The organism is Roseomonas chloroacetimidivorans (assembly GCF_049629625.1).
Taxonomy (GTDB): Bacteria; Pseudomonadota; Alphaproteobacteria; order Acetobacterales; family Acetobacteraceae; genus Roseomonas; species Roseomonas chloroacetimidivorans.
The window spans coordinates 152,028-174,651 of record NZ_JBNBZS010000012.1 but is presented as its reverse complement, the minus strand read 5'-3'; the positions used below and the strand labels follow the sequence as shown (position 1 = coordinate 174,651).

Here is a 22,624-nt window from a genome sequence, read left to right as displayed (position 1 = left end):
GCGTGCCGCCGCCCAGCAGGCGGATCGCGTCATAGCCCGCGCCGCCATCCACCGTGTCGCCCGCGGTCAGGGCACCGTTGTTGAAGACGATGGTGTCGTTGCCCGCGCCGCCCTTGAGGATGTCGTCACCGCCGCCGCCATTGATCGTGTCGGCCCCGGCCCCGCCCGTGATCGCGTCAGCCCCGGCGCTGCCCGTCACATTCACCGCCGGGCCATTGGCGCCGACATTGAGGGTGAGGGAGTCGGTGCCCGCGCCCGCCGCGACCTTGACCAGCCCGGCCGTGAAAGCCGCCTTGGCAAAGGCGTCCAGCGTCAGGTTGTAGGACCCGTCGCCGAGCGAGATCACCTCCATGTTCACGGTGTTCTGGAAGGCCTTGTCGGCCAGGACCTGCCCGTCCAGCAGACGCAGCGTGTCCGTGTCCGCGCCGCCATCCACCTTGTCCGCCGCCGTGTAGCTGCCCGCGCGGAACACGATCGTGTCGTTGCCCGCGCCGCCCTCGACCGTGTCGTCGCCGCCCCGGCTGTACAGCACGTCATTGCCGCCCAGCCCCTGCAGCAGGTCCCGGCCCGCCGTGCCGGAGAGGTTGTCCGCGCCTGCCGTTCCCTGGTTCGCGGTGCGGAGGTCGAGCCCGACCAGGAGCGGATCATGGTCGGAGACGCGCGCCGCGACATCGGCGTCGAAATAGGAGGGGTCGCGGCCGAAATCGAGGTTGTAGTCGAGGGCGTCCGCCTCATCCGAGTTGATGTGCCACTCGGTGACGCCGGTCACCTGGGCACCGAGGCTGCCGCTGACGAGGACCTGGTCGAGCGAGCCGATCTGGCCGTCGAAGACATAGGAATAGGGGTTCTCGATCCGCGTGGCCTGCAGGTCCTCATAGCCCTGGCCGACGAGGTACTGCACCGGGGCCTCCTTCGTGTAGGCGTTGAGGTCGCCGAGCACGATCACGTCCTTGTCGGCCGAGCCGGTCGGGTTGCTGTCCAGCCAGGCGTCCAGGGCCTGGGCGGCCAGCACGCGCTGCTGGTTCCAGGCGCCCGCGCCGTCGAGCTGGTCGGCATCGGCGCCGGTGCCCGCGCCGCCCTTGGACTTGAAGTGGTTGACCGAGGCGGTGAAGGTCTCGCCGCTGGCCAGTTCCTGGAAGGTGACGGCCAGGGCGGCGCGGCTGGTGTTCTCGCCGTTGAAGATGCCGCCGACGGTGCTCTGCGCGAGCAGATCGGCCGAGACGTCGCTGTCATCGAGGATGGCGACGGAGGTGCCGGGCGCCAGCTGCACCTTGTCGGCACGGTAGATGAAGCCGACCGCGATGGCATCACCGCCGACATGCTGGGTGCCGGGATTGACCCAGGCCCAGATGTCGTCGCCCGCGGCCGCGTTCAGACGCTCCACCAGCGCCTCGATCGCATTGCCGGGCGAGCCGGGCAGGAAGTCGTTCTCCAGCTCCATCAGGCCGAGCACGTCGGCATCCATCGAGAGCAGCGTGTTGACGAGCTTGTCGACCTGCCGCTCGTACTCCGCCACCGAGTTGGCGCCGCGCGGCTCCATGCCGTTGGCGGTGAGGTTGCCGTTCTCGTCCAGGGTGGAGAAGAGGTTCAGCACGTTCAGGCTGCCGACGGTGAGGCTGCCGCCGACATCCTCGGGCGCTTCCGTGCGCGGGTTCTGGGAGACGAATTCGTTCGCGCCCTCCTCGACGGCACGGACGCGCCAGGTCGCGCCGCTGGCGGCGTTGCCGGACCACTGGTAGTCGAGCACGCCGGTCAGGCCGGTGACGGTGTCGCCCATGCGGGGCGCGGTGGCGGTGCCGTAGTCCTGGAAGCCGTCCAGCAGGTCGGTCGGGTTGTTCTGCGTGTTCAGCCCGTCGTCATAGACGATGCTGTGGGCGCCGAGCTCGCGCAGGTGTTCCGCATAGCCCTCCACGCTCGGCGCGTTGTCCCTTGTGTATTGCGCCGGGCGCTCGCCGGCGGTCAGCATCACCTCGTTGAAGCGGTCGAGGTTGAACTGCTCGGTCAGCGTCATGGTCTGGGGCAGGCGGACCAGCATGCCCTCATAGGCTTCGAGGTCCGGCTGGTAGTCGCCGTTCTGGCTGACGGTAACGCCGGCGGTTGGGAGGCTGACCTCCACGGCCATGCTGTCGATATCCGCCACGGCCCCGGCCTCGACCAGCTGGATCGTGCTGGCGGTGAGCTGGGTCTGGCCGAAATATTCGCCGACCGTGCCGGTGATGAGCACGCGGTCGCCGATGGAGACGGCGCCGGTCGCGCCCCCCTGGAAGACGAACAGGCCCTCGGAGGTCAGGGCGTTGCCGTCCTGGTCCGTCAGCTCCTCCTGCAGGTAGAAGCCGTTCAGGTTGCGCGCGTTGTCGGCGTCACCGTTCTGGAAGTCGCCGACGACGATGGCCTCGATCGTCACGGTCTTGCCAACCAGGGGCGAGCTTGCCCCGCTGCCCTGGACCTCGCTGATGCGGGTCAGGGTCACGTCATCATTGCGGATGGTGCCTTCGGCGGTGCCGGTGGCGATGGACAGGCCGCTGCTCGGGTTGTCCAGCACCAGCTCGAAGACTTCATCCGCCTCGGTCGTCGCGTCGCCGGAGACCTCGATCGTCACCGTCCTGCTGGTCTCGCCATCGGCGAATTCGACGGCGCCGGCCGGGAGGGTGCCGCCGAAATCCGCCGCATCCGCACCGCCCGCAGGGGCAAGGCTGTAGGAGACGGAGGCCGCCCCCTCGCCGCTGCTGCGGGTGACGAGGAAGGTGAAGCTGGTCGATCCGGCATCGCCCTCGGCCTTGTCGGCGTCGAGCGCCGCGACGGAGACGGTGGGGCCGACGGGCGTCGCGGCGCTGCCGCTCACCTGGATATCGTCAATGCCGACCCACTCGTCATTGCCGACCGCGTTGGCGGTGATCACGCGGAGCTGCAGTTCGGGCTGGTTCTCGGCGCCGTCCGGCAGCGTCACGGAGACCGGGGTGACGAGGCCCGCCTGGTTCGGCCCGGCGGTCGCGTCGGCGACATAGCCTCCATCGACATTCTGCCAGGTCCCGCTGTCGCCGATCCGCCACTGGATCGCGAGGGGCTGCGCGGCATTGTCGCCGGAGCCGTCCAGGTCGCGCGCGTTGAAGGAGAAGGTGAGGTCGCTGACACCGGTGGTGTCGAGGTAGAGCACGAGATAGGGCGCGTCCGCGGTGCCCGAGCCGTTGAGCGCGATGGTCGGGTCGCTGCCCTCGAACTCGGCCACGCCGCCGCTGGAGAGGGTGTTCGGGTTGGTCTGATTGGCGATGAGGTCGCGGGTGACGTCGCTGCCGGTCAGGTTGCGGGGATCGGCGCCGGTGGTTGCGGTCAGGTTCTCGCCCAGGAAGCCCTCGATCGACGGCACGCCAGACCAGTCATCATTCGTGGAGATCAGGCCGGTGTTGTTCCAGTCCTGTTGGAGGTTTCCGTCCCGAAGGCGGAAATAGGTCGTGCCCATGCTTGCCGTTCCCAGTGCTGGCGGTTGCCAGCCTTGTGGCGCAGGCTTGGGGACGGAAAGCGCCGGGAATGGCTACGATTTAATGAAATCGCTCATCCTTCCGTAACCTCCTTGTGTCCCGCAGCACGGAATGGCGGATTCGGCCTTTCGTGCCCTGGCGATCGCGCCCGGCACAGGGCGTGGAGGCCAGCCAGGGTCGGACCCGCGCGCGGCAGGAAGGATCGTCTCTCGGCGTCCTTCAGAGTGTGAAGATGCGGATCCGTACGGCCTCGGGCATTCGCTCTCCCAAACCGAGAAAGAGGCTGCGCGTCAGCCAGGCGCGGTCGGGGTCGGGCGTTTCAAAGACGGGGGTGGTGCGGAAATAGACGCGGCTGGGCGGAACGGGTTCGCCGCGGAGAAGGCGGGCCATGTCCTCGGGGGCGGCGTGGCGAAGGCCGCGGTTCACGACATAGACCAGGGCGCCATTGGTCAGGCGGATGGTGTAGCGGGCCTCGATCTCGGCGACGCCGTCTGGCCGGATGAGCTGGAAATCGGCGCCGCCGGGGAGGACCTCGCCCTCCAGCCGGGGGCCGGTGACCTGACCGCCGAGGATGGGGATGACGCGGCGCTCGCCCATGGGGCCGGCGCCGATGACCTGCGGGGCGGCGACCTGGACATCGACCTGGCCGACATATTCGGGGCTGGGGTTGGGGGTGAAGTCCTCCTCGCCCTCAATGGGGCGGAGGTCGGCCGCGCGGAGGCGGTGGGCGCGGCCGAAGCCGAGGACGGCGAGGCCGCCTTGCGGGACGATGCGCCAAAGGGAGAAGTCGCCGAATTCGGCATAGAGGGCGGCATAGGGGTGGCGGGCGAGCCAGCGGGATTTGAGCTCGGCATCCTCGATCCGCTCGGCGAGGCCGGTGACGGTGACGCGCGGGGCGGTCTGGGGGTTGGGGCCTTCCGGCACGCCCTGGAAGAGGAGGCTGCAACGGGGGTCGCGCGAGAGCTGGCGGGTGTGCTCCGACAGGGCGGAGAGCCAGAGCAGCACGGCGCCATCGGGGGCGATGGCGGGGGTGACGAGGGAGACGGCGGGCTGGCCGTCCGAGACAGTGGCGAGGCTGGCGGAGGATGCGGCGCGCATGAGGCGGCGGGCCGCCAGGGCGTGATCCGCCTGTTGTGCCGTTTGCTGAGGGGCCTGGGCAGGGCTGGATTCGCCCTCCTCGCCGCCTACCTCTCCCGTCCTGTCCGCTGTCATGGCATCCTCCCGCCACAATCGGGCCCGATGCTGCCGCCTCGTTGCCCGGACCAGGTCTTTAGGGACACCCGATGCCGCACACCATCGCCCTGGTGGATGATGACCGCAACATCCTCACTTCCGTCTCCATGACCCTGGAGGCGGAGGGGTTCACCGTGCGGACCTATACCGATGGCGAGAGCGCCTTGCAGGGGCTGCTGGCGCGGCCGGCGGATCTGGCGGTGCTGGACATCAAGATGCCGCGCATGGACGGGATGGAGTTGTTGCAGCGGCTGCGCCAGCGCAGCGGGATGCCGGTGATCTTCCTGACCAGCAAGGATGATGAGCTGGACGAGCTGATGGGGCTTCGGCTGGGGGCGGATGACTATATCACCAAGCCCTTTTCCCAGCGGCTGCTGCTGGAGCGCATCCGGACCCTGCTGCGGCGGAACGAGGCCAGCCGGGCGGAGGGATCGGGCGCGCCGCCGGGCGGGGTGATCGCGCGTGGCGATCTGGTGCTGGACGAGACGAAGCACACCTGCACCTGGAAGGGAAAGCCGGTGCAGCTGACGGTGACCGAGTTCCTGCTGGTGAAGGCACTGGCGGTGCGGCCGGGCATGGTGAAGAACCGGGACCAGCTGATCGACGCCGCCTATGGCGAGAACATCTATGTGGATGATCGGACCATCGACAGCCATGTGAAGCGCGTGCGGAAGAAGTTCCGCCAGGTGGATGACAGCTTCGGGCAGATCGAGACGCTCTACGGGATCGGGTACCGGTACAAGGAGGCTTAGCGGGCGCCTAGCTGCCAGGGCTCCTTGAAGGCTCCGGTGGGTTGGTCTCGCCCCCGGCGATCCTATTGACCGCCCTGCCGGTCTTTGGTTGATTCGGGCCCGGCTCGATCGGAGCCCCCGTGTCCGCGGAAAGGGCTGCGCCCACGCTCACCCAGAGTGGCACGACTCGTCATCCACCCTTTCCTGTCTGACTGGCGGACACAGACGCGAGGAAGGGGCTTCCATTGTCTGGTCATCCGGAATCCGGGCGCATGCCCGGCTTGCGCCGCCACGCATCGCCATTCCGTCTGAATCTTGAGCAGCAGCGCAAGCGCGCCAAGGAGTTGCTGAAGGATCTGCGCGCGGGCGAAGCCGGCGCCATCCGCCGGTTCCGCCTGCATCATCCGCAGGCGTCAGGCTCGGGCATCCCCGGGGTTCCCGATCATCTCGCGCGCCTGAGCGAGGCGCAGCTGGTCATCGCGCGCGAGCTGGGCCTGCCGAGCTGGCCGCGGCTGAAGATGCATATCCAGTCCATGGACCAGAGCTGGGAGCGGATCGCGCGCGGCGGCGTTGCGCCGGACCGGGATATGGCAACCCTGCATATCCGCTGCGGGTCCGATATCGGGCCGAGGCTGAAGGAGGCCGGCTTCGTCGGCGACTTCCTGGAATACTCCGATCCGCTTTGCCAGGGACCGGTGCTTGATGAGGCCGGGTGGCTGGACCGGCGCGTGGCCTTCGTGACGGAGAACTTCAGCGCCGGAACGGGGCAGAGCCGTGATGAGATCGCCGCCAAGCTGTTCCGGGCGGAGGAAGGGCTGCAATCCGCCGCGGCGCGTTACGAGCGCGTTGTTCTCTGGTTCGAGCACGACACCTACGACCAGATCATCCTCGCGCGCTGTCTCGCGCAGTTTGCCGATGCGCCGCCACGACGGCTCGAATTGATCTCGCCGGCCCGCTACCCGGGCAGCATGCGTTTTATCGGCCTGGGGCAACTGCCGCCGGAGGCGCTCCGGCTGCTCTGGAGTGATCGCATTCCCGTATCGGCGGAAAGCCTGCAGGCTGGGCGGGCGGTCTGGACCATGCTGCGGTCACCCGATCCAAGGCCGCTCGCGGTGCTGGCCCGGGCGGGTACGGCCGGGCTTCCCCAGCTGGCGAGGGCGGTCCGGCGGCACTGCCAGGAGTTGCCCTGGACCGGGGACGGGCTGAGCCTGACCGCGCGCCTGGTGTTGCAGATCCTGGCCGAGGGGCCACGGACCATTGGCCAGGCGTTCCACCACCTCATGATGGAGCGGGAGCCGCTTCCCTGGCTCTCGGACCTCATGTTCCTTTCGATCGTGGAAAGCATGAAGCAGGTTGAGCGGCCCGTGTTCACCGGCCGCTTCGAGGGGGAGGACCGCCACTGGCCCAAGGAGCGGCTGACGATCACGCCACTCGGCCGCGCTGTCCTGGAGCGGCAGGTGGACTGGCTGTCGCTGCGGCCCCCGGCTCGATGGCTCGGCGGTGTCTTCCTTCCGGGGGCGGCACCTTGCTGGCGCTGGGACGAAGGGACGGCTTCGGTCATCGAGGGCTGACGACCGGGGTGGGGAGGTTCGCCCCCTGCACGGGGGCGGGCCCTGAGCCAGGTGATCAGGGCGCCGGTGCTTCGGTGAGAGGCCGGAAGTGGCGGAGGACGTGCTCCGCGGCGTCATCGGTCGCCCAGCCATTGCCCTGTGCGCGGATGCGCTTCCCCGAGCCGTCCGGGTGCGGAAGCAGGGCCGTCCCGTCCTGCCAGGCGCCCTGCCGGTGGTCCCATCCATGGGTCGCCCCCCGGATTGATTGTGCGTGCGGGGTGACGAGGCGACAGGCCGCGGCTTCCGCCGGGTTATCGGGGTGGAGCAGCAATGTCGCGGCGATCCGGGGACGGGGGAGCAGGCCGGGGCAGGAGGGGTAGAGCGCGGCGGCCGGCATGTCCGGCGGCGCCTCCAGCACCGCGCGGCCGCCGGCCCCGAAGCCGAGGAAGCCAATCCTCGCCTCATCCGGCTGGTGCGGCGCGATTTCAGCGAGGGCGGCGTGCAGCCCTGCCCTTGTCAGGATCGCGGTCGCCTCCTCGGCATCGTCCAGGCCGACTTCAAGCACGGCGATGCCGGCCTGCAGGAGACGGTCGATATAGGGTTCGGCCCGCAGGTCCGCCGCCGGGCGATCCGGCAGGATGATGACGAGGGGATAGGGCTCCGCAGCCGGGGCCGGGGGCAATGACAGTCGCATCGGGCCGGCGGGGGTGGAGAGGAGCCGGATCTGCTCCGCCGCTGCCGGCAGGGCCAGGAGGAGGGCCGCCGCCATGCCGGCGAGGAGGGCGGGGCGTGGCCGTCCTGCCCTGGTGCCTGGCCTGGTCATGCCAGCCCCCGCCAGAGCAGCTCGCCTCCAAGTGCCAGCAGGCCCAGGAAGAAGCACAGCCGGAAGGTTTCGGGCCGTACCCGCGCCCGGAGCCAGCCGCCCAGGGCCATGCCGGCCAGGGCGGGTGCGAGCGCGGCCAGGGAGGTGCCGGCGGCCTGCACGGGCAGGGCGCCGTGCCAGGCCAGGCCGGCGCTGAGCGCCAGGGTGGAGACGGTGAAGGACAGGCCGAGCGCCTGCACCAGATCGTCCCGCCCCAGGCCCAGTGCGCCGAGATAGGGCACGGCGGGGATGACGAAGACGCCGGTGGCGCCGGTGACGAGGCCGGTTGCCGCGCCGACGGCCGGCCCGGCCCAGCCTTCCGCCGCTGGGGGCACGCGCAGCCGCAGCTTCGCCAGGCCCACCACCGCGTAGAGGAGCAGGGCGGCGCCGAGGGCCGCGGTGGCAAGGTGCCCGGCCCCGCCCGCGATCACGCCCGAACCGGCCCAGGTGCCCAGGGCGATGCCGAGCATCATGCGCCAGAGCCGACGGAGCAGCGCGCCGAAGCGCGGGCCGGCGAGAAGCTGCCAAACATTCGTCACCAACGAAGGCACAAGCAGCAAGGCCGCCGCTTCCGCCGGTGGCATGATCAGGCCGAGCAGGCCCATGGCGACAGTGGGAAGGCCGAGGCCGATCACGCCCTTGACCAGCCCGGCCAGCAGGAACACGGCGGTGATCGGCAGCCAGTAGGGCCAGAGGTCGCTCATGGCGGCGAGATTGCGGCCCGCCGCTGGCCCGGCACAATCTGGGAGTGGCAAAGCATACCTTCGGTGTTGACGAAGGCTCGAATCGAACGGAGCGCGCCTTGCATTTCGACCTGACCGATTTGCGGCTGTTCCTGCATGTGGCCGAGGCCGGCAGCATCACCGCGGGCGCGGCGCGCTCCGGCCTCGCCCTCGCCTCGGCCAGCGCGCGGATTCAGGGGATGGAGGAGCAGGCGGGGATTGCCCTGCTGGAACGCGGGCGGCGCGGCGTGCAGCCCACGCCGGCGGGGCGGGCGCTGCTGCACCATGCGCGGCTGGTCACGCAGCAGGTGGAGCGGATGCGCGGCGAGCTGGGCGAGTATGCGCGCGGCCTGAAGGGCCATGTGCGCCTGCTGGCCAATACCGCGGCCATGGCCGAGTTCCTGCCCGAGGCTCTCGCGGGCTTTCTCTCAGCGCATCCGAATGTGGATGTGGAGCTGGACGAGCGACCCAGCCCCGAGGTGGCCCGCGCCGTGGCGGAGGAGCTGGCGGATGTCGGGGTGGTGGCCGACCATGCCGACTTCACAGGGCTGGAGAGCTGGCCGTTCCGGAGGGACCGGCTGGTGCTTGTCGTGCCGCCCGGGCATGCGCTGGCCAGCAGGGGGCCGGTCGGCTTCGCGGAGGTGCTCAGGGAGGAGTTCGTGGGGCTGACGGGGGACAGCGCCCTTCACCATCACCTGGCCGGGCATGCGGCCCGGGCGGGCGGGCGGATGCGGCTCCGGGCGCGGGTGCGCGGGCTGGACGTGGCGTGCCGCATGGTGGCGCTCGGCGCCGGCATCGCCGTGGTGCCGGAGGCGGCGGCCCGCCGCTGGAGCGGCCATGGGGGGGCGCTCGTGACCCTCCGCCTGACCGATCCCTGGGCCGAGCGGCTGCTGACCGTGGTCGTCCGGCGGCTCGATGCCCTGCCCACGCATGCGCGGCAGCTTGTGGAGCACCTCGCCGGGCTGGCCTGACCGGGTTCCTGGAGCGCCCCTAGCCGGAGCAGGCGGGCCCAGGGAATTGTTGCGGCTGGTCGGTGCGGTCCGTCCCGCGCTGCGGGCCGGCCTGCGGGGCCGAGGGCCCGGCGGCTCAAAACTTGTGCCGCGCCAGGAGGCGCGCGAGCTGTGCCTTGTCCACAGGCTTCTCACAGCGCGGCACCTGGGAATAGGGCTCCGGGATGGCGGTGGCGTCGTAGCCCGTGGCGAAGATGTAGGGCAGGCCGCGGGCGGCCAGGGCATCCGCGACCGGATAGACGCGTTCGCCATGCAGGTTGATGTCGAGCACGGCGCCGTCCAGCCGTTCCTTCTCCTGCCCGAGCAGGGCCAGTGCCTGCTCCACCGAGCCGGCAGGGCCGACGACCTGGACGCCGAGCTCCTCAAGGGCCCGCACCAGTTCGACGGCGATCATGTAATCGTCCTCCACGACCAGTAACCGACGCCCGTGCAGCCCGCCGGGGCGGCTGTCACTCATCTCTGGCCTCCCTCCCGCTCGCGCTGACCGGCATCAGGACGGTCCAGCGCACGCCATCCGCCCTAAATTTGAGCTTGGTCTTTCTCTTGAGACGGTAGGGAAGCGCATAACCGTTTAGTTCGCTTCTAGAATTTTCTCGAATCGGTGAAATGTGATCCGGGATGACGCTACTGCCGGGCGCACCGGCTTCGACGTGCCTGGTCACGATGATCCGGCCCCTTCCGCCACCAGGGACCCATATTTCGTGGTGTTGCTTGCCAGTTCGTGCAGAACCCGGACGGCGTTGGCGGCCTGGGGCGCGAGGAGGGTATCGGCGGAGGCGCTGCTCATCCCGGCCTCCGAATAGGCCGACAGGCGCTCGGCGCCGGGTTCCAGCCCATGACCATGCTTTCCGGCCGCCCGGCGAGAATGGCGAAGTCAGTCGCGCTCTTGGCCAGGAACCTGAACAGCACGTCCTTGCGGACCGCTCCTGGCCCGGGCGGGCCCAACGACACCTCGCTCACACGCCTTCTCCTGTCCCACCGCGGGCTCCGGGGCGGTTGCCCAGGCCAGCGCGCTTCCCGCAGCCCTGCGGGGCTGGGGATCCCGGGCGCAGGACCCCGGCCGCAGGATCGGGGCAGCGAGCGTTCCATGGGCGGCGGGGGGTCTTCCATCACCTATGCTGGGGCCTGTGCCCGCCCCTGCGCCGGCCGGTGCTGGCCGGATCGGTCCCCCGCGCCTATCTTCCGGGTGAACCCTCCAGCAATTCGCAGGTCCTTGATGCGAGACCCCAACTTTACCGGCTACACCCCGAACCGCGTTGCCGGCGTGACGGCTGAGGAGGTGATCACGGTCACTTCCCGCCATGTGTTCTGTGACGGCGGCGGCTTTTCCGGCCATCCCGGCGTCTGGCTCCGCATTGAGGGGGAGGAGATCACCTGTCCCTATTGCTCCCGCACCTATCACCTCGCGCCGGGAGCGGGGGACGACGGGCATCACTGATGGATGAGGCTGGGGGAAGAAGATTTCTTTCCCGGCTTCCATCAGCTTTTTCCCTGGGTTTCCCGGGGGCGCCAGTAACGCTGGCGCGCCAGCGCTCCAGATAGAACAGGAGGTCCGGGGGTACGTCCTCCGGCTTTTTCGAGGACCGAGATGGCCACTGACCGTGAGAGCGCCGACGAGGCTATCGACAAGGAGCCCGTCAGCGACCCCGTCTCGGCCGAGGTGAATCCGGAGCGCCACCTGATCCTGGTGGACGGGTCCGGCTACATCTTCCGGGCCTTCCATGCGCTGCCGCCGATGACCAACCCGGCGGGGGTGCCGGTGAATGCCGTGTTCGGCTTCACGCAGATGCTGGCGAATTTCCTCTCCAAGCATGTGGGCAGCCACCTCGCGGTGGTGTTCGATGCCTCGCGCAGCACGTTCCGCAACGCGATCTATGCCGATTACAAGGCGCACCGGCCGGAGGCGCCGGAGGAGCTGAAGCCGCAGTTCGGGCTGATCCGGGAGGCGACCGACGCCTTCTGCGTCGCACGGGTGGAGCTGGACGGGTATGAGGCCGATGACCTGATCGCGGCCTATGCGACCGCCTTCGCCAAGGAGGGCGGGCAGGTCACCATCGTCTCCTCAGACAAGGATCTGATGCAGCTGGTGGGCGGCAGCATTCGCATGCTGGACCCGATCAAGCAGAAGCCGATCCTTGAGGCGGAGGTGCGGGAGAAGTTCGGCGTGCCGCCGGAGAAGGTGGTGGAGGTGCAGGCGCTGGCCGGCGATTCCACCGACAACGTGCCGGGCGTGCCGGGGATCGGCATCAAGACGGCGGCGCAGCTGATCGAGCAGTTCGGGGATGTGGAGACGCTGCTGTCGCGTCTTTCGGAGATCAAGCAGCCCAAGCGTCGCCAGGCGCTGGAGGAGAATGCGGAGAAGGCGCGCATCTCCCGCAAGCTGGTGGAGCTGGACCGCAACGCGCCGCTGCCCTGCCCGATGGATGAGTTGGTGACGCGCGCGCCGGATACGGGGAAGCTTTCCGCCTTCCTGAAGACCCATGGCTTCCGCAGCGTGCAGCACCGGCTGGGGCTGGACGCGAATGGGGAGGTGCCGAAGTCGCGCCCGGCCGGGCCGGCGCCGGCGCCCGCCGCGCTGACGCTGGCGGAGGAAGGGGTGCCTTTCGGGCCCTATGAGACGATCACCACGATCGATGCGCTGCATGCCTTCGTGGCGGCGGCGCGGGAATCCGGGGTGATGGCGCTGGATACGGAGACGACGAGCCTGGACGCGCTGAATGCGTCGCTGGTCGGCATCTGCATGGCTTATGCGCCGGGCAAGGCGGCCTATCTGCCGCTGCGGCATGAGGGCGCGGATATGCTGACTCCGGCGCCGGAGCAGTTGCCCTTCGATTCCGCGATCGAGGTGCTGCGGCCGTTGCTGGCCGATCCTTCCGTGCTGAAGGTGCTGCACAACGCCAAGTATGACCTGGAGGTGCTGAACCGGGAGCCGAATGGCGGGCTGGAGGTGTCGCCGATCGACGATACCATGATGATTTCCTACAGCCTGGATGCCGGGCGGCACGGGCATGGGATGGACGAGCTGTCGCGGCGCCATCTCTCGCACCAGCCGATCACCTATGACGAGGTGACGGGCACGGGGCGGGCGCGGAAGCCCTTCGCGCAGGTGCCGCTGGACATGGCCACCGCCTATGCCGCCGAGGATGCCGATGTGACGCTGCGGCTGTGGCAGGTGCTGCGGCCGAAGCTGCGCGAGGAGAAGGCGCTCGCTCTCTACGAGCAGGTCGAGCGGCGCATGATCACCGTGTTGCGCGACATGGAAATGGCGGGGGTGAAGGTGGATGGCCCCGCGCTGAAGCAGACGGGCGCGGAATTCACCGAGCGCATGGCGGCGCTGGAGAAGGAGATCCACGAGATCGCCGGCGAGGCCTTCGCGGTGGGATCGCCGAAGCAATTGGGCGAGATCCTGTTCGGCAAGCTGGGGCTGCAGGGCGGGAAGAAGGGAAAGTCGGGCGCCTATTCGACCGATGCGGCGACGCTGGAGGAGCTGGCGGCCACCACGGGGCACCCGTTGCCGCGCAAGGTGCTGGACTGGCGGCAGCTCTCGAAACTGAACTCCACCTATGTGGAGGGGCTGCAGGCGCAGCTGGCGGCGGATGGACGGGTCCATACGGACTTCTCCATGGCAATCACCAGCACGGGGCGGCTCTCCTCCACCGAGCCGAACCTGCAGAACATCCCGATCCGCACGGAGGAGGGGGCGCGCATCCGGCGGGCCTTCGTGGCGGAGCCCGGGCATTTGCTGCTGGCCGCCGACTATTCGCAGATCGAGCTGCGGCTGCTGGCGCATGTGGCGCAGGTGCCTTCCCTATTGGAGGCCTTCGCGACCGGGCAGGACATCCATGCCCGGACGGCCGCCGACATCTTCCGCATTCCGCCGGGCCAGGTGGACCGGGAGGCGCGGCGGCGGGCCAAGACGATCAATTTCGGCATCATCTACGGCATGTCCGCCTTCGGCCTGGCCGGGCGGCTGGGCATCGGGCCGGCTGAGGCGCGCGGGATCATCGACGCCTATTTCGCGCAATATCCGGGCATCCGTGACGCCATGGAGCGGTTCAAGGAGGATGCCCGGACCAATGGCTATGTCCTGACGCCCTTCGGGCGGAAGCTGTGGATCCCTGAGATCGCGTCAAAGAATCAGGGTCTGCGCGGCAATGCGGAGCGGGCGGCGATCAACGCGCCCTTCCAGGGCGGGGCGGCGGAAATCATCAAGCGGGCCATGGTCCGGCTGCCCAAGGCGCTGCGGGACGCCAATCTGCGCGCCCGCATGCTGTTGCAGGTGCATGACGAGTTGCTGTTCGAGGTGCCGGAGGAGGAGGTGGAGCGGACCAGCCCTGTGGTCCGCGAGGTGATGGAGGGTGTCGCCACCCTGGCCGTGCCGCTGGCCGTGGAAATCGGCACCGGGCATTCCTGGGCGGAGGCGCACTGAGCCTCCGCAGGGGCGCCGCCGCCTTCCTTTCCGCCGTTCTGCAATAACAAGGTGGCGTCGTGGCCGAAATGGCTGTTCTATTTGCTGGTGCCGTTCCGCCCCAGCGACTACTTCTGTTCTACTGTTTCCGGTACCGGCCATTGACGGCTGAAGCCGTATGACTTCGAGTGCGGAGCGCCTTATGTCCGAGTACCTCAACAGTGGCATCGAAGCCATCGGCAGCGTCGGCTGGGGCACGCATTTCTGCCAGTTCTACGAGACCGCCGACGATCTGGTCAGCACGCTGGTGCCCTATTTCAAGGCCGGGCTGGACGGGGGCGAGCGCTGCATGTGGGTCACGGCCCCACCGCTGCGTGCCGCCGAGGCAACCGATGCTCTGCGCAATGCCGTGCCGGATCTCGACCGGCGCCTCGCGCGCGGGGACATCGAGATCATGGACCATGACCGCTGGTATCATGCTGGCGGGGGCAAGATGGGCGCCGATGCCGTGATTTCCGGCTGGTTGCGGCGGAAGGACGAGGCCCTGGCCCTGGCCCTGGCCCTGGCCCTGGCCCTGGCCCTGGCCCTGGCCCTGGCCCTGGCCCTGGCCCTGGCCCTGGCCCTGGCCCTGGCCCTGGCCCTGGCCCTGGGCTATGCCGGCATGCGCGTCACGGGCAACACCTATTTCCTTGAGGCGGATGACTGGGATTCCTTCGCCGAATACGAGGAGAAGGTGAATGCCTGCTTCTGCGATCAGCGCATCCTCACTCTGTGCAGCTACTGCACGCTTCGGTGCGATGCGGGCCATGCCCTGGATGTCGTGCAGAACCACGAATTCGCCCTGGCGCGCCGCCGGGGCGCCTGGACGATGGTCGAGAGCAGTTCGGTCAAGCAGGCGAAGCAGGCGCTGGCGCGCGCCAATGCCGAGCTTGAGATGCGCGTGGAGCAGCGGACCAGCGCCCTTAGCAAGGCCCTGTTCGAGAAGGACATCCTCCTCAAGGAGGTGCATCACCGCGTCAAGAACAACCTGCAGGTGGTCGCCGCCCTCATCCAGCTCCGGGCGAAGCAATCCGATGATCCCGCGGGGCGCGCGGCCTTCACGGAAACCCTGCAGCGCATCAAGGCCATGAGCCTGGTCCATGACCAGCTCTATGGCGGCCAGGATACGAGCGGGATCAACTTTTCCGAGTATCTCGGTTCCCTCGCCGAAGCGACAACCTCGGGCTACGGCATGGTCGGGCAGGTGGCGATCGAGGTGGCTCCGTCCGCGGATCTTGTGGACCTGAACACGGCCGTGCCCCTGGGGCTGGCGGCGGCGGAGGGGCTGGCGAATGCCCTGAAGCACGGCTTCCCGGGCGGCCGGCGCGGCCATCTGTGGCTGAGCTTCCGCGCACCGGCGGGGGGAGTGGAGGGGGAGCTGATGATCCGGGATGACGGCATCGGCATCCAGGAGCAGGCGTCGGCCGGGCCGAAAGGCGTCGGGCTTTCGCTTGCCACCGCGCTGGCGCGCCAGATCGGCGGGCGGATTTCGGTGTCCCGCGACGGCGGAACGGTCTGGCGCCTGACCTATCCGGCCCCTTCCACACGAAGCAGCGATTTCGGGGTGCCGGACTCTGCGCCTGGTGGCTCTGCGCCTAGGATGGATTCCTGACGGGGCATCCCGGGCAGGGAAGGGTGACTTGTGACGACGATGTTTAGGGGGGGCTGCCTCTGCGGCGCCTCGCGTTACACGGCGCGTGGAGAACCGATCAATATCCGCATCTGCCATTGCCGTCTTTGCCAGAAGGCCACCGGCGCCGCCTTCAACGCCCGCGTCCTGATGCCCCGCGAGGCTGTCGAGGCCACCGGTCCGATCGGCCGCGTTGCCTCCTCCGCGGAGTTGAAGCGCGGCTTCTGCACGCAATGCGGCACTACCCTTTTCTCTGAGCGCGCGAGCGCCGGCGTCGTCGGCCTGACCTTCGGCAGCCTGGACGACCCCGATGCTTTCCAGCCCACCGACCATATCTGGACGTCCAGCAAGCAGAGCTGGCTCCGGCTTGATGACGGCCTGCCGCAACACCCGGAGGGGCCGCCTGCCTGAGGCGAGGCAAAGCGGCCCTTACGCGGACGAGAGCAGGCACTGATGGCACCAGACAGCGTGGCGGAGGATTCCGGGCTGGCCTTCCTGGCCGGCGGGGGCGAGCTGGGAAGGCTGATCGCCGGCTATGAATGGGCCACCACGCCACTGGGGCCCATCCAGGGCTGGCCGTCCATCCTCAAGACCACGGTCGCGCTGATCCTCCGGTCTCCCGTGCCCATCGTCACGCTTTGGGGCGAGGACGGCATCATGATTTACAATGATGCCTATTCCGGCTTCGCGGGTGGGCGGCATCCCTGGCTTCTCGGCACCAAGGTGCGGGAGGGCTGGCCCGAGGTCGCGGATTTCAACGACCATGTCATGAAGGTCGGCCTGGCCGGGAGGACGCTGACCTATCAGGACCAGGAGCTGACGCTGTACCGCAACGGGCAGCCGGAGCAGGTCTGGATGAACCTGGACTATTCGCCGATCATCGGCGAGCAGGGCGAGCCGCAGGGCGTCATCGCGATCGTGGTCGAGACCACGGGAAAGGTGCGGGCGGAGCGGAAGCTGCGCGTGACCGCCGAATCCCTGGCGCAGCTCAACACAACGCTGGAGCAGCAGGTTCAGGAGCGGACGCGCGACCGGGACCGCATGTGGCGGCTTTCCTCCGACATCATGCTGGTGGCGGATTTCGAGGGGCGCATCGAGGCGGTCAACCCGGCCTGGACCAGCTTGCTGGGCTGGGCGCAGGCGGAGCTGATCGGCGGGAACTTCATCGCCTTGGTGCATCCCGAGGATGTTGCGGCCACCCTGGCGGAGGTCGGCCGGCTGGCGGAAGGCATCACCACGCTGCGCTTCGAGAACCGCTACCAGCACAAGGACGGCAGCTACCGCTGGCTCTCCTGGACGGCGGTGCCGGACGAGCAATTCATCCATGCCGTTGGCCGCGACATCCAGGCGGAGAAGGAGGCGGCCGAGGCGCTGCGCCGGACGGAGGAGGCGCTGCGGCAGAGCCAGAAGATGGAGGCGGTGGGCCAGCTGACGGGCGGCATCGCGCATGACTTCAACAACCTGCTGACCGGCATCAGCGGCAGCCTGGAGCTTCTCAGCGGCCGCATCGCGCAGGGCCGATGGAGGGATCTGGACCGCTACATCGCCACCGCCCAGGGCGCGGCGGCGCGGGCTGCGGCGCTGACGCACCGGCTGCTGGCCTTCGCGCGGCGGCAGACGCTGGATCCCAGGCCCACCAATGTGAACCGCCTGATCGCGGGGATGGAGGAGTTGATCCGCCGCACTGTGGGCCCCGCCATCACCGTGGAGGTGATCGGCATTGCCGGACTCTGGACGGTGCTGGTTGACCCCAACCAGCTGGAGAGCGCGCTGCTGAACCTGTGCATCAATGCGCGGGACGCGATGCCGGAGGGCGGGCGGATCACCATCGAGACCGCCAATACGTGGCTGGACAAACGCGCGGCGCCCGAGCGCGACCTGCCGCCGGGCCAGTATATCTCGCTCTGCGTCACCGATACCGGAACCGGCATGACGCCCGAGGTGATCGCGCGCGCCTTCGACCCCTTCTTCACCACCAAGCCGATCGGCCAGGGGACCGGGCTTGGTCTGTCCATGATCTACGGCTTTGTCCGGCAATCGGGCGGGCAGGTGCGGATCTATTCCGAGGTCGGGCAGGGCACGACCATGTGCCTCTACCTGCCGCGCCACCATGGGCCGGAGGCGGCGACGGAGAGCCCGGCGGAACTATCCGCGGCGCCGCGGGCCGAGCAGGGCGAGACGGTGCTGGTTGTGGATGACGAGCCCACCGTACGCATGCTCGTGACCGAGGTGCTGGAGGACCTTGGCTATACCGCTGTTGAGGCGGTGGACGGCTCCACAGGGTTGCAGGTGCTGCGGTCGGACAGACGCATCGACCTGGTGGTGACGGATGTGGGGCTGCCGGGCGGGATGAACGGGCGGCAACTGGCGGATGCGGCGCGGGTTCTGCGACCGGGGCTGAAGATCCTGTTCATCACCGGCTATGCCGAGAATGCGGCGGTGGGGCATGGCCATCTGGAGCCGGGCATGCATGTGCTGACCAAGCCCTTCGCGATGGAAGCGCTGGCCAGCCGCATTCGGCAGGTGATCGCCGGACCCTAAGTCTGGTTCTTCTTCGCACGCGTTCACGTCGCATGCTCCGGCCAGCGCCCGGAAAATGCGTTCTCGCTTCCGGGCCGGCAGCCCTTGGCAATCCGCCCTATTCGTTCGGGCGGAGGACGTAACCCCGCTCGTTGAAGTAGCGGTCCAGCGTGGCCCGTGATGGTTTGGGGTCTGCCAGGGCTACATAGGTGTCGGGCCGGAGCAGATAGGCCGCGTCACGGGCCAAGCCCGCTTTTCCGTGTTCCGGACGCCATTCATAGGCGTGGAGCGGAATGCCATGGTTCTCGCACCATGCCCGCAGATCGGAGCCGGCCGTGCCATAGACCTGGACCTGCCAGGCGATGGCGGAAAGCGGGGCGTGGTTGTCCGAGCCTTCCGCGGCGACCCAGGGCAGCCGGTCACCGCCCCTGACCTGGCCGGCCATTCCCTCGCTCAAGGGGCTCTCGTGATAGTTCAGCGTGATCTGCGAGATGACGCTGAACATGAACTCGCGGACGGATTCGAAACCATAGGCGACCGTGGCGAAAAGAGGCGCGATCCTGGTTCGCACGAAATCGGCGAAGCTGCCTTCGGCGGTGATGAAGGTGAACAGGCGGTCTGTGGTGTCGACCAGCTTGCGTGCGAAGGCCAGGCGTTCGGTGTTGTAGCTGTCGAGCAGGCTGTCGGGCGCTTTTCCCTTCAGCACGGCCGCCAGCTTCCAGGCCAGGTTGATCGCGTCGCCGATGCCCGTGTTCATGCCCTGGCCGCCTGCCGGGCTGTGGACATGCGCGGCATCACCGAGCAGGAATGCGCGGCCGTGCCGGAACTCGCCGGTGACCCGGTGATGCACGCGGTAGGTGGAGAACCAGTTCACCTTCCGGATCTGCAACCCAAGGCTTCCGATCGCGCGGTGGCCGACATCATCGAAGGTCAGGCTCTCGGCATGCTCGGCCCTGTCGTCGCGCACGGCGCCGATCAGGCGGGCCTGGCCGTTCTTTCCATAGGGAAGCAGCACGACGAAATCCGAGGTGTCGAGGGCGATATGCGCCTCGCCATCCGGCAAGGGGCTGCTTGCCTCGATATCGGCGACGTAGAAGATGTGGCGGTAGGTTCCGCCCTCGAAACCCGTCCCGAGCTTGTGGCGGATGGGGGAGCGCGCGCCATCGCATCCCGCGATGTAGCGCGCTTCACAAAGCTGCTCCTCTCCGCCGGGGGTCCGCAGGCGGGCGGTCACATGATCGCCCCTATCCTCGAAATTGAGGAGTTCCGTCTCGCGCTCGACCGTGACGCCCAGCGCCTCCAGCCGCCCGACCAGCAGCTGTTCATGCTGGTCCTGCGGGTAGATCAGCAGGAAGGGATAGGGCGTCAGCTCCACGCCGGCCGTGCCGAAGGAGACAAGTGCCTTCTGTTCGCCCCTGACCCAGAGGTTGATCGCCTGGCTCTTGTGCCCGGCGGCGATCACGGCATCGGCCAGATCGAGCTGACGGTAGAGTTCGAGCGTGCGGGCCTGGACGCCCATGGCGCGGGAGGTGGTCCCGGGGCCGCTGCTCTTGTCGATGATGCGGACCTTCACGCCCTGTCTGGTCAGCCACATCGCCAGGACGAGGCCGGTTGGCCCGGCGCCGACGATCAGCACATCCTCGCGCGTCATGGCGCGCCTCCCTCTGCCTTGGTTTCATCCTTCGTCCTGAGAAGGCCGCGCAGGACGGTGTTCGCGTGCTGTGTGGCAAGCGCGCCCAGATCCGGAAGCGGCGCGCCGACCCCGCCGAAGACCTGGTGGAACAGCAGGGCCGCGAGCATTGGCCCGAGGATCGAGAAGGCATGCAGGCGGGGGTCGCCTTCCGCGACCTCTCCGCGCGCCTGGGCGCGTGCGACGATGCTGGTGACCAGGCCGAGGACCTTCGAGGCCACGTCGTCGTGCCAGATGCGGGCGAGGTCGGGAAAGCTGCGGGCCTCGGCGATCACCATGCGGGCGATGGCCGGGATGCGGTTGTCGCCCATCCCGCTGGCGGCGCGGGCCAGAAGCAGCGGCACGAGATCGGCCAGCGAGCCGTCGAAGGCTGTCGCGGCGCGTTCGATGGCCTCCAGGTTGGAGGCGATCGCGGCCCGCGCCACGGCGCGGAACAGGTCGTCCTTGGTTTCGAAGTAGAGATAGAGGGTTCCCTTGGCGACCCCTGCCCGCCGCGCGACCTCCTCGAGTTTTGTGGCCGCGAAGCCTTTCTCGGCGAAGACATCCATCGCCGCGTCGATGATTTCGCCCGGGCGTGCCTGTTTGCGCCTCTGGCGCCTGGGTTTCTCGCCGGCGGTCATGTCCATGGCGGGCCCGCATAGGCGGCGGCGCCATCCAGCCTGAGCCGTTCTCGTAGCCCGGTCATCACCTGTTCCGACCCATCCCGCCGGTTCTGTCGTCAACCGAAGCCCGGCCCGAAGGCGCGGGCATTCCTGTTCCGCCCACTAATGACTTTACGGTCATTAACGATCAAGGGTCGGATGATTCATGAATCCGGGATCGTTCCGGGACCGCCATCGGCTTTCCGGTGCGGGGCGCAACTGGCCCGCCCACTCCGCCTTCTGAGCGCGCCATGGTATCGCAGGGACGCGAATCCGGAGGGAACCCGACCATGCCGCTGAAGATCTATGGAGTCCTGCGATCCCGCGCGACGCGGCCTGTCTGGACGGCCATGGAGATGGGGCTGGAATTCGAGCGGATTCCCGTGGTCCAGGCCTACCGTCTGAAAGATCCTGCGGCGCCCGATGCGCCACTCAACACGGCCTCCCCTTCCTTCCGGGCGATCAATCCGAACGGGCTGATTCCCTCGATCGAGGATGACGGGTTCATCCTGCATGAGTCGCTGGCCATCAGCCTTTATCTGGCCCGCAAGCATGGCGGGCCGCTGGCACCGGCGGATGCGCGGGAGGAAGGGCTGGCGGTGATGTGGTCGCTCTGGGGGATGGGAACCGAGGCGGATTGCCTGGCCATTGTCCAGAAGCGCGATCCCGAAGCGGCGGCGGGCCGGCTTCGGGCGCCCTTCGGTGTGCTGGATGCCGCGCTGAAGCAGGGGGGCGGGCATCTGGTCGGGGGCCGCTTCACCGTGGCGGATATCAATCTGGCGGAGGTGATCCGCTACGCGCAGCCGGCGACGGCGCTGTTCGAGGAGAACCAGGCGGTACAGGCCTGGATCACGGCCTGCCAGTCCCGCCCCGCATTCCGGGCCATGATGAAGGAGCGGGAGGCGGAGCCGGCCTGACGGGCGGGATGGCTGACCTTTGGGCCGCCCATGCGTTAGGCGGCCAAGCGGTGGATTCGGAGGGATTTCCCAACGGGTCCGCCGCCCAATGGAAATCGGCGTCCTTTCCACTATATTACATGCCTGTGAGAAATCTCCTCGGGAGGACCACCCTTATGCGCCGCCGCGCCCGTCTTCTGGCCGCCTTCGCCGCCCTGGCGCTGGCACTTGCCCCCGCCTTCGCCGAGGCTCGCCCCGGTGGCGGGTCCTCCTCGGGCAGCCGTGGCAGCCGCAGCTACAGCGCGCCGCCCAGCACCCGCACCGCGCCCGGTACCGCCTCACCCTTCCAGCGCAGCGAGACGCCGCGCCAGGATCCGGGCGTGAACCCCGGCTATGGGCAGGCGCGTCCGGCCCCCTCCTACACCACGCCTTACAATAACCGGGGCGGGATGTTCGGCGGCGGCTTCATGTCGGGCCTGATGGGCGGGCTGCTCGGCGCCGGGCTGGCCGGGATGCTGTTCGGGAATGGCGCCTTCGGCGGCATGTCGGGCGGCGCGGGCTTCCTGGGCTTCCTGCTGCAGCTCGGCATTATCGCCGGCCTGATCTGGCTGGTGCTGCGCATGCTGCGCGGCAGCCGGGCCGGGTCCATGGCCAGTCCGATGATGGCGGGCAACCGTGGTGGCGCGGTGCCCGGCACCTATGCCCGGGAGATGGACGGCTCGATGGGCGGTGGCGGTGCGGTCCGTGGGCCCGCCGCGCGGCCGGTGGAGATCAACAACACCGACTTCGCTGCCTTCGAGCAGACGCTGATCCGCATCAACGAGGCCTGGTCGCGCCAGGACATGGCGACGCTGCAGCGGCTCTCGACGCCGGAGATGGCGCGCTACTTCCAGCAGGATCTGCGTGACCTGCAGGCGCGTGGCTGGCGCAATGAGACGCGCGATGTCCGGCTGGAATCCGGCGACCTGTCGGAGGCCTGGGCGGAGGATGGCGTGGATTATGCGACGGTCGCCATGCGCTTCAGCCTGGTGGACGTGACCCGCGACGCCAATGGCCAGGTGGTGGAGGGCGACCCCAATGCCCGCCAGACCGTGACCGAGATCTGGACCTTCGTCCGCCGCCCGCGGGAGTCCTGGCTGGTCTCCGCCATCCAGCAGACGCGCTGACGAGAACGGGCGCGCCAGCGACGCCGGCGCGCCCGCGAAAGAAGATGAGG

18 protein-coding genes are annotated in these 22,624 nt (G+C 68.7%); 10 read left to right on the top strand and 8 right to left on the bottom strand.

Going from position 1 to position 22,624, the window contains the following annotated elements:
• Both ACO1BU_RS11725 and ACO1BU_RS11720 read right to left on the bottom strand, forming a co-directional pair.
• Positions 1–3,457, bottom strand: a 3,457-nt coding sequence (locus tag ACO1BU_RS11725; protein ID WP_424136126.1) for an ExeM/NucH family extracellular endonuclease, incomplete at its 3' end; no start/stop codon positions are given.
• A gap of 238 nt (positions 3,458–3,695) precedes the next feature.
• A complete protein-coding gene (locus ACO1BU_RS11720; RefSeq protein ID WP_424136125.1) occupies positions 3,696–4,688 on the bottom strand; it encodes a DUF3237 family protein in 993 nt (330 codons plus the stop codon).
• A 71-nt stretch (positions 4,689–4,759) separates the two neighbouring features.
• Here ACO1BU_RS11720 and ACO1BU_RS11715 point away from each other — a divergent pair, with 71 nt between their 5' ends.
• Entirely contained in the window at positions 4,760–5,461 is a 702-nt protein-coding gene (locus tag ACO1BU_RS11715; RefSeq protein ID WP_424136124.1) for a response regulator transcription factor, read from the top strand.
• A gap of 251 nt (positions 5,462–5,712) precedes the next feature.
• A complete protein-coding gene (locus ACO1BU_RS11710; protein WP_424136123.1) occupies positions 5,713–7,011 on the top strand; it encodes a DUF1835 domain-containing protein in 1,299 nt (432 codons plus the stop codon).
• 55 nt (positions 7,012–7,066) lie between these two features.
• Here ACO1BU_RS11710 and ACO1BU_RS11705 read toward each other — a convergent pair whose 3' ends face one another.
• A complete protein-coding gene (locus ACO1BU_RS11705; protein WP_424136122.1) occupies positions 7,067–7,813 on the bottom strand; it encodes a hypothetical protein in 747 nt (248 codons plus the stop codon).
• A complete protein-coding gene (locus ACO1BU_RS11700; RefSeq protein WP_424136121.1) occupies positions 7,810–8,556 on the bottom strand; it encodes a sulfite exporter TauE/SafE family protein in 747 nt (248 codons plus the stop codon). The genes ACO1BU_RS11705 and ACO1BU_RS11700 overlap by 4 nt, the downstream gene beginning before the upstream one ends.
• A gap of 44 nt (positions 8,557–8,600) precedes the next feature.
• On the opposite strand from ACO1BU_RS11700, the gene ACO1BU_RS11695 reads away from it, so the two are divergent.
• Positions 8,601–9,545: a LysR family transcriptional regulator gene (locus ACO1BU_RS11695; RefSeq protein ID WP_424136120.1), complete on the top strand. Its 945-nt coding sequence runs from the start codon at positions 8,601–8,603 to the stop codon at positions 9,543–9,545.
• Between the two features lie 115 nt (positions 9,546–9,660).
• On the opposite strand, the gene ACO1BU_RS11690 is transcribed toward ACO1BU_RS11695, so the two are convergent.
• A complete protein-coding gene (locus ACO1BU_RS11690) occupies positions 9,661–10,041 on the bottom strand; it encodes a response regulator (RefSeq protein WP_424136119.1) in 381 nt (126 codons plus the stop codon).
• Between the two features lie 201 nt (positions 10,042–10,242).
• A complete protein-coding gene (locus ACO1BU_RS11685; RefSeq protein ID WP_424136118.1) occupies positions 10,243–10,371 on the bottom strand; it encodes a hypothetical protein in 129 nt (42 codons plus the stop codon).
• Positions 10,372–10,800: 429 nt separating this feature from the next.
• Between ACO1BU_RS11685 and ACO1BU_RS11680 the strand changes: the two genes are divergently transcribed.
• The 5 genes from ACO1BU_RS11680 (at position 10,801) to ACO1BU_RS11660 (ending at position 18,202) form a co-directional block, all read left to right on the top strand.
• Positions 10,801–11,022, top strand: coding sequence for a zinc-finger domain-containing protein (locus ACO1BU_RS11680; RefSeq protein ID WP_424136117.1), 222 nt, complete (start codon positions 10,801–10,803; stop codon positions 11,020–11,022).
• A gap of 222 nt (positions 11,023–11,244) precedes the next feature.
• Positions 11,245–14,013 carry a DNA polymerase I gene (polA, locus tag ACO1BU_RS11675; protein WP_424136133.1) on the top strand — a complete coding sequence of 923 codons (2,769 nt, stop codon included), beginning with the start codon at positions 11,245–11,247 and terminating at the stop codon, positions 14,011–14,013.
• Between the two features lie 181 nt (positions 14,014–14,194).
• The gene (locus ACO1BU_RS11670; protein WP_424136116.1) at positions 14,195–15,643 is read left to right on the top strand and encodes a sensor histidine kinase; all 1,449 of its coding nucleotides are present in this window, start codon (positions 14,195–14,197) and stop codon (positions 15,641–15,643) included.
• A gap of 39 nt (positions 15,644–15,682) precedes the next feature.
• Positions 15,683–16,072, top strand: a complete 390-nt coding sequence (locus ACO1BU_RS11665; RefSeq protein WP_424136132.1) for a GFA family protein — start codon at positions 15,683–15,685, stop codon at positions 16,070–16,072.
• Positions 16,073–16,114: 42 nt separating this feature from the next.
• Positions 16,115–18,202 (top strand): hybrid sensor histidine kinase/response regulator, encoded by a 2,088-nt coding sequence (locus ACO1BU_RS11660; RefSeq protein ID WP_424136115.1) that lies wholly within the window; start codon positions 16,115–16,117, stop codon positions 18,200–18,202.
• Between the two features lie 97 nt (positions 18,203–18,299).
• Here ACO1BU_RS11660 and ACO1BU_RS11655 read toward each other — a convergent pair whose 3' ends face one another.
• Entirely contained in the window at positions 18,300–19,832 is a 1,533-nt protein-coding gene (locus tag ACO1BU_RS11655) for an FAD-dependent oxidoreductase (RefSeq protein WP_424136114.1), read from the bottom strand.
• A complete protein-coding gene (locus ACO1BU_RS11650) occupies positions 19,829–20,497 on the bottom strand; it encodes a TetR/AcrR family transcriptional regulator (RefSeq protein WP_424136113.1) in 669 nt (222 codons plus the stop codon). The genes ACO1BU_RS11655 and ACO1BU_RS11650 overlap by 4 nt, the downstream gene beginning before the upstream one ends.
• Positions 20,498–20,802: 305 nt before the next feature.
• Here ACO1BU_RS11650 and ACO1BU_RS11645 point away from each other — a divergent pair, with 305 nt between their 5' ends.
• Entirely contained in the window at positions 20,803–21,429 is a 627-nt protein-coding gene (locus ACO1BU_RS11645) for a glutathione S-transferase family protein (RefSeq protein ID WP_424136112.1), read from the top strand.
• Between the two features lie 155 nt (positions 21,430–21,584).
• The gene (locus ACO1BU_RS11640) at positions 21,585–22,574 is read left to right on the top strand and encodes a Tim44 domain-containing protein (RefSeq protein WP_424136111.1); all 990 of its coding nucleotides are present in this window, start codon (positions 21,585–21,587) and stop codon (positions 22,572–22,574) included.
• Positions 22,575–22,624: the final 50 nt, after the last annotated feature.

Excerpts from the sequence above, each read along its gene's own strand:
- ACO1BU_RS11720 (WP_424136125.1), bottom strand. The coding sequence starts at position 4,688 with ATGACAGCGGACAGGACGGGAGAGGTAGGCGGCGAGGAGGGCGAATCC.
- ACO1BU_RS11715 (WP_424136124.1), top strand. The coding sequence starts at position 4,760 with ATGCCGCACACCATCGCCCTGGTGGATGATGACCGCAACATCCTCACT.
- ACO1BU_RS11710 (WP_424136123.1), top strand. The coding sequence starts at position 5,713 with ATGCCCGGCTTGCGCCGCCACGCATCGCCATTCCGTCTGAATCTTGAG.
- ACO1BU_RS11705 (WP_424136122.1), bottom strand. The coding sequence starts at position 7,813 with ATGACCAGGCCAGGCACCAGGGCAGGACGGCCACGCCCCGCCCTCCTC.
- ACO1BU_RS11700 (WP_424136121.1), bottom strand. The coding sequence starts at position 8,556 with ATGAGCGACCTCTGGCCCTACTGGCTGCCGATCACCGCCGTGTTCCTG.
- ACO1BU_RS11690 (WP_424136119.1), bottom strand. The coding sequence starts at position 10,041 with ATGAGTGACAGCCGCCCCGGCGGGCTGCACGGGCGTCGGTTACTGGTC.
- ACO1BU_RS11685 (WP_424136118.1), bottom strand. The coding sequence starts at position 10,371 with ATGAGCAGCGCCTCCGCCGATACCCTCCTCGCGCCCCAGGCCGCCAAC.
- ACO1BU_RS11680 (WP_424136117.1), top strand. The coding sequence starts at position 10,801 with ATGCGAGACCCCAACTTTACCGGCTACACCCCGAACCGCGTTGCCGGC.
- ACO1BU_RS11670 (WP_424136116.1), top strand. The coding sequence starts at position 14,195 with ATGTCCGAGTACCTCAACAGTGGCATCGAAGCCATCGGCAGCGTCGGC.
- ACO1BU_RS11665 (WP_424136132.1), top strand. The coding sequence starts at position 15,683 with ATGTTTAGGGGGGGCTGCCTCTGCGGCGCCTCGCGTTACACGGCGCGT.
- ACO1BU_RS11660 (WP_424136115.1), top strand. The coding sequence starts at position 16,115 with ATGGCACCAGACAGCGTGGCGGAGGATTCCGGGCTGGCCTTCCTGGCC.
- ACO1BU_RS11655 (WP_424136114.1), bottom strand. The coding sequence starts at position 19,832 with ATGACGCGCGAGGATGTGCTGATCGTCGGCGCCGGGCCAACCGGCCTC.
- ACO1BU_RS11650 (WP_424136113.1), bottom strand. The coding sequence starts at position 20,497 with ATGGACATGACCGCCGGCGAGAAACCCAGGCGCCAGAGGCGCAAACAG.
- ACO1BU_RS11645 (WP_424136112.1), top strand. The coding sequence starts at position 20,803 with ATGCCGCTGAAGATCTATGGAGTCCTGCGATCCCGCGCGACGCGGCCT.
- ACO1BU_RS11640 (WP_424136111.1), top strand. The coding sequence starts at position 21,585 with ATGCGCCGCCGCGCCCGTCTTCTGGCCGCCTTCGCCGCCCTGGCGCTG.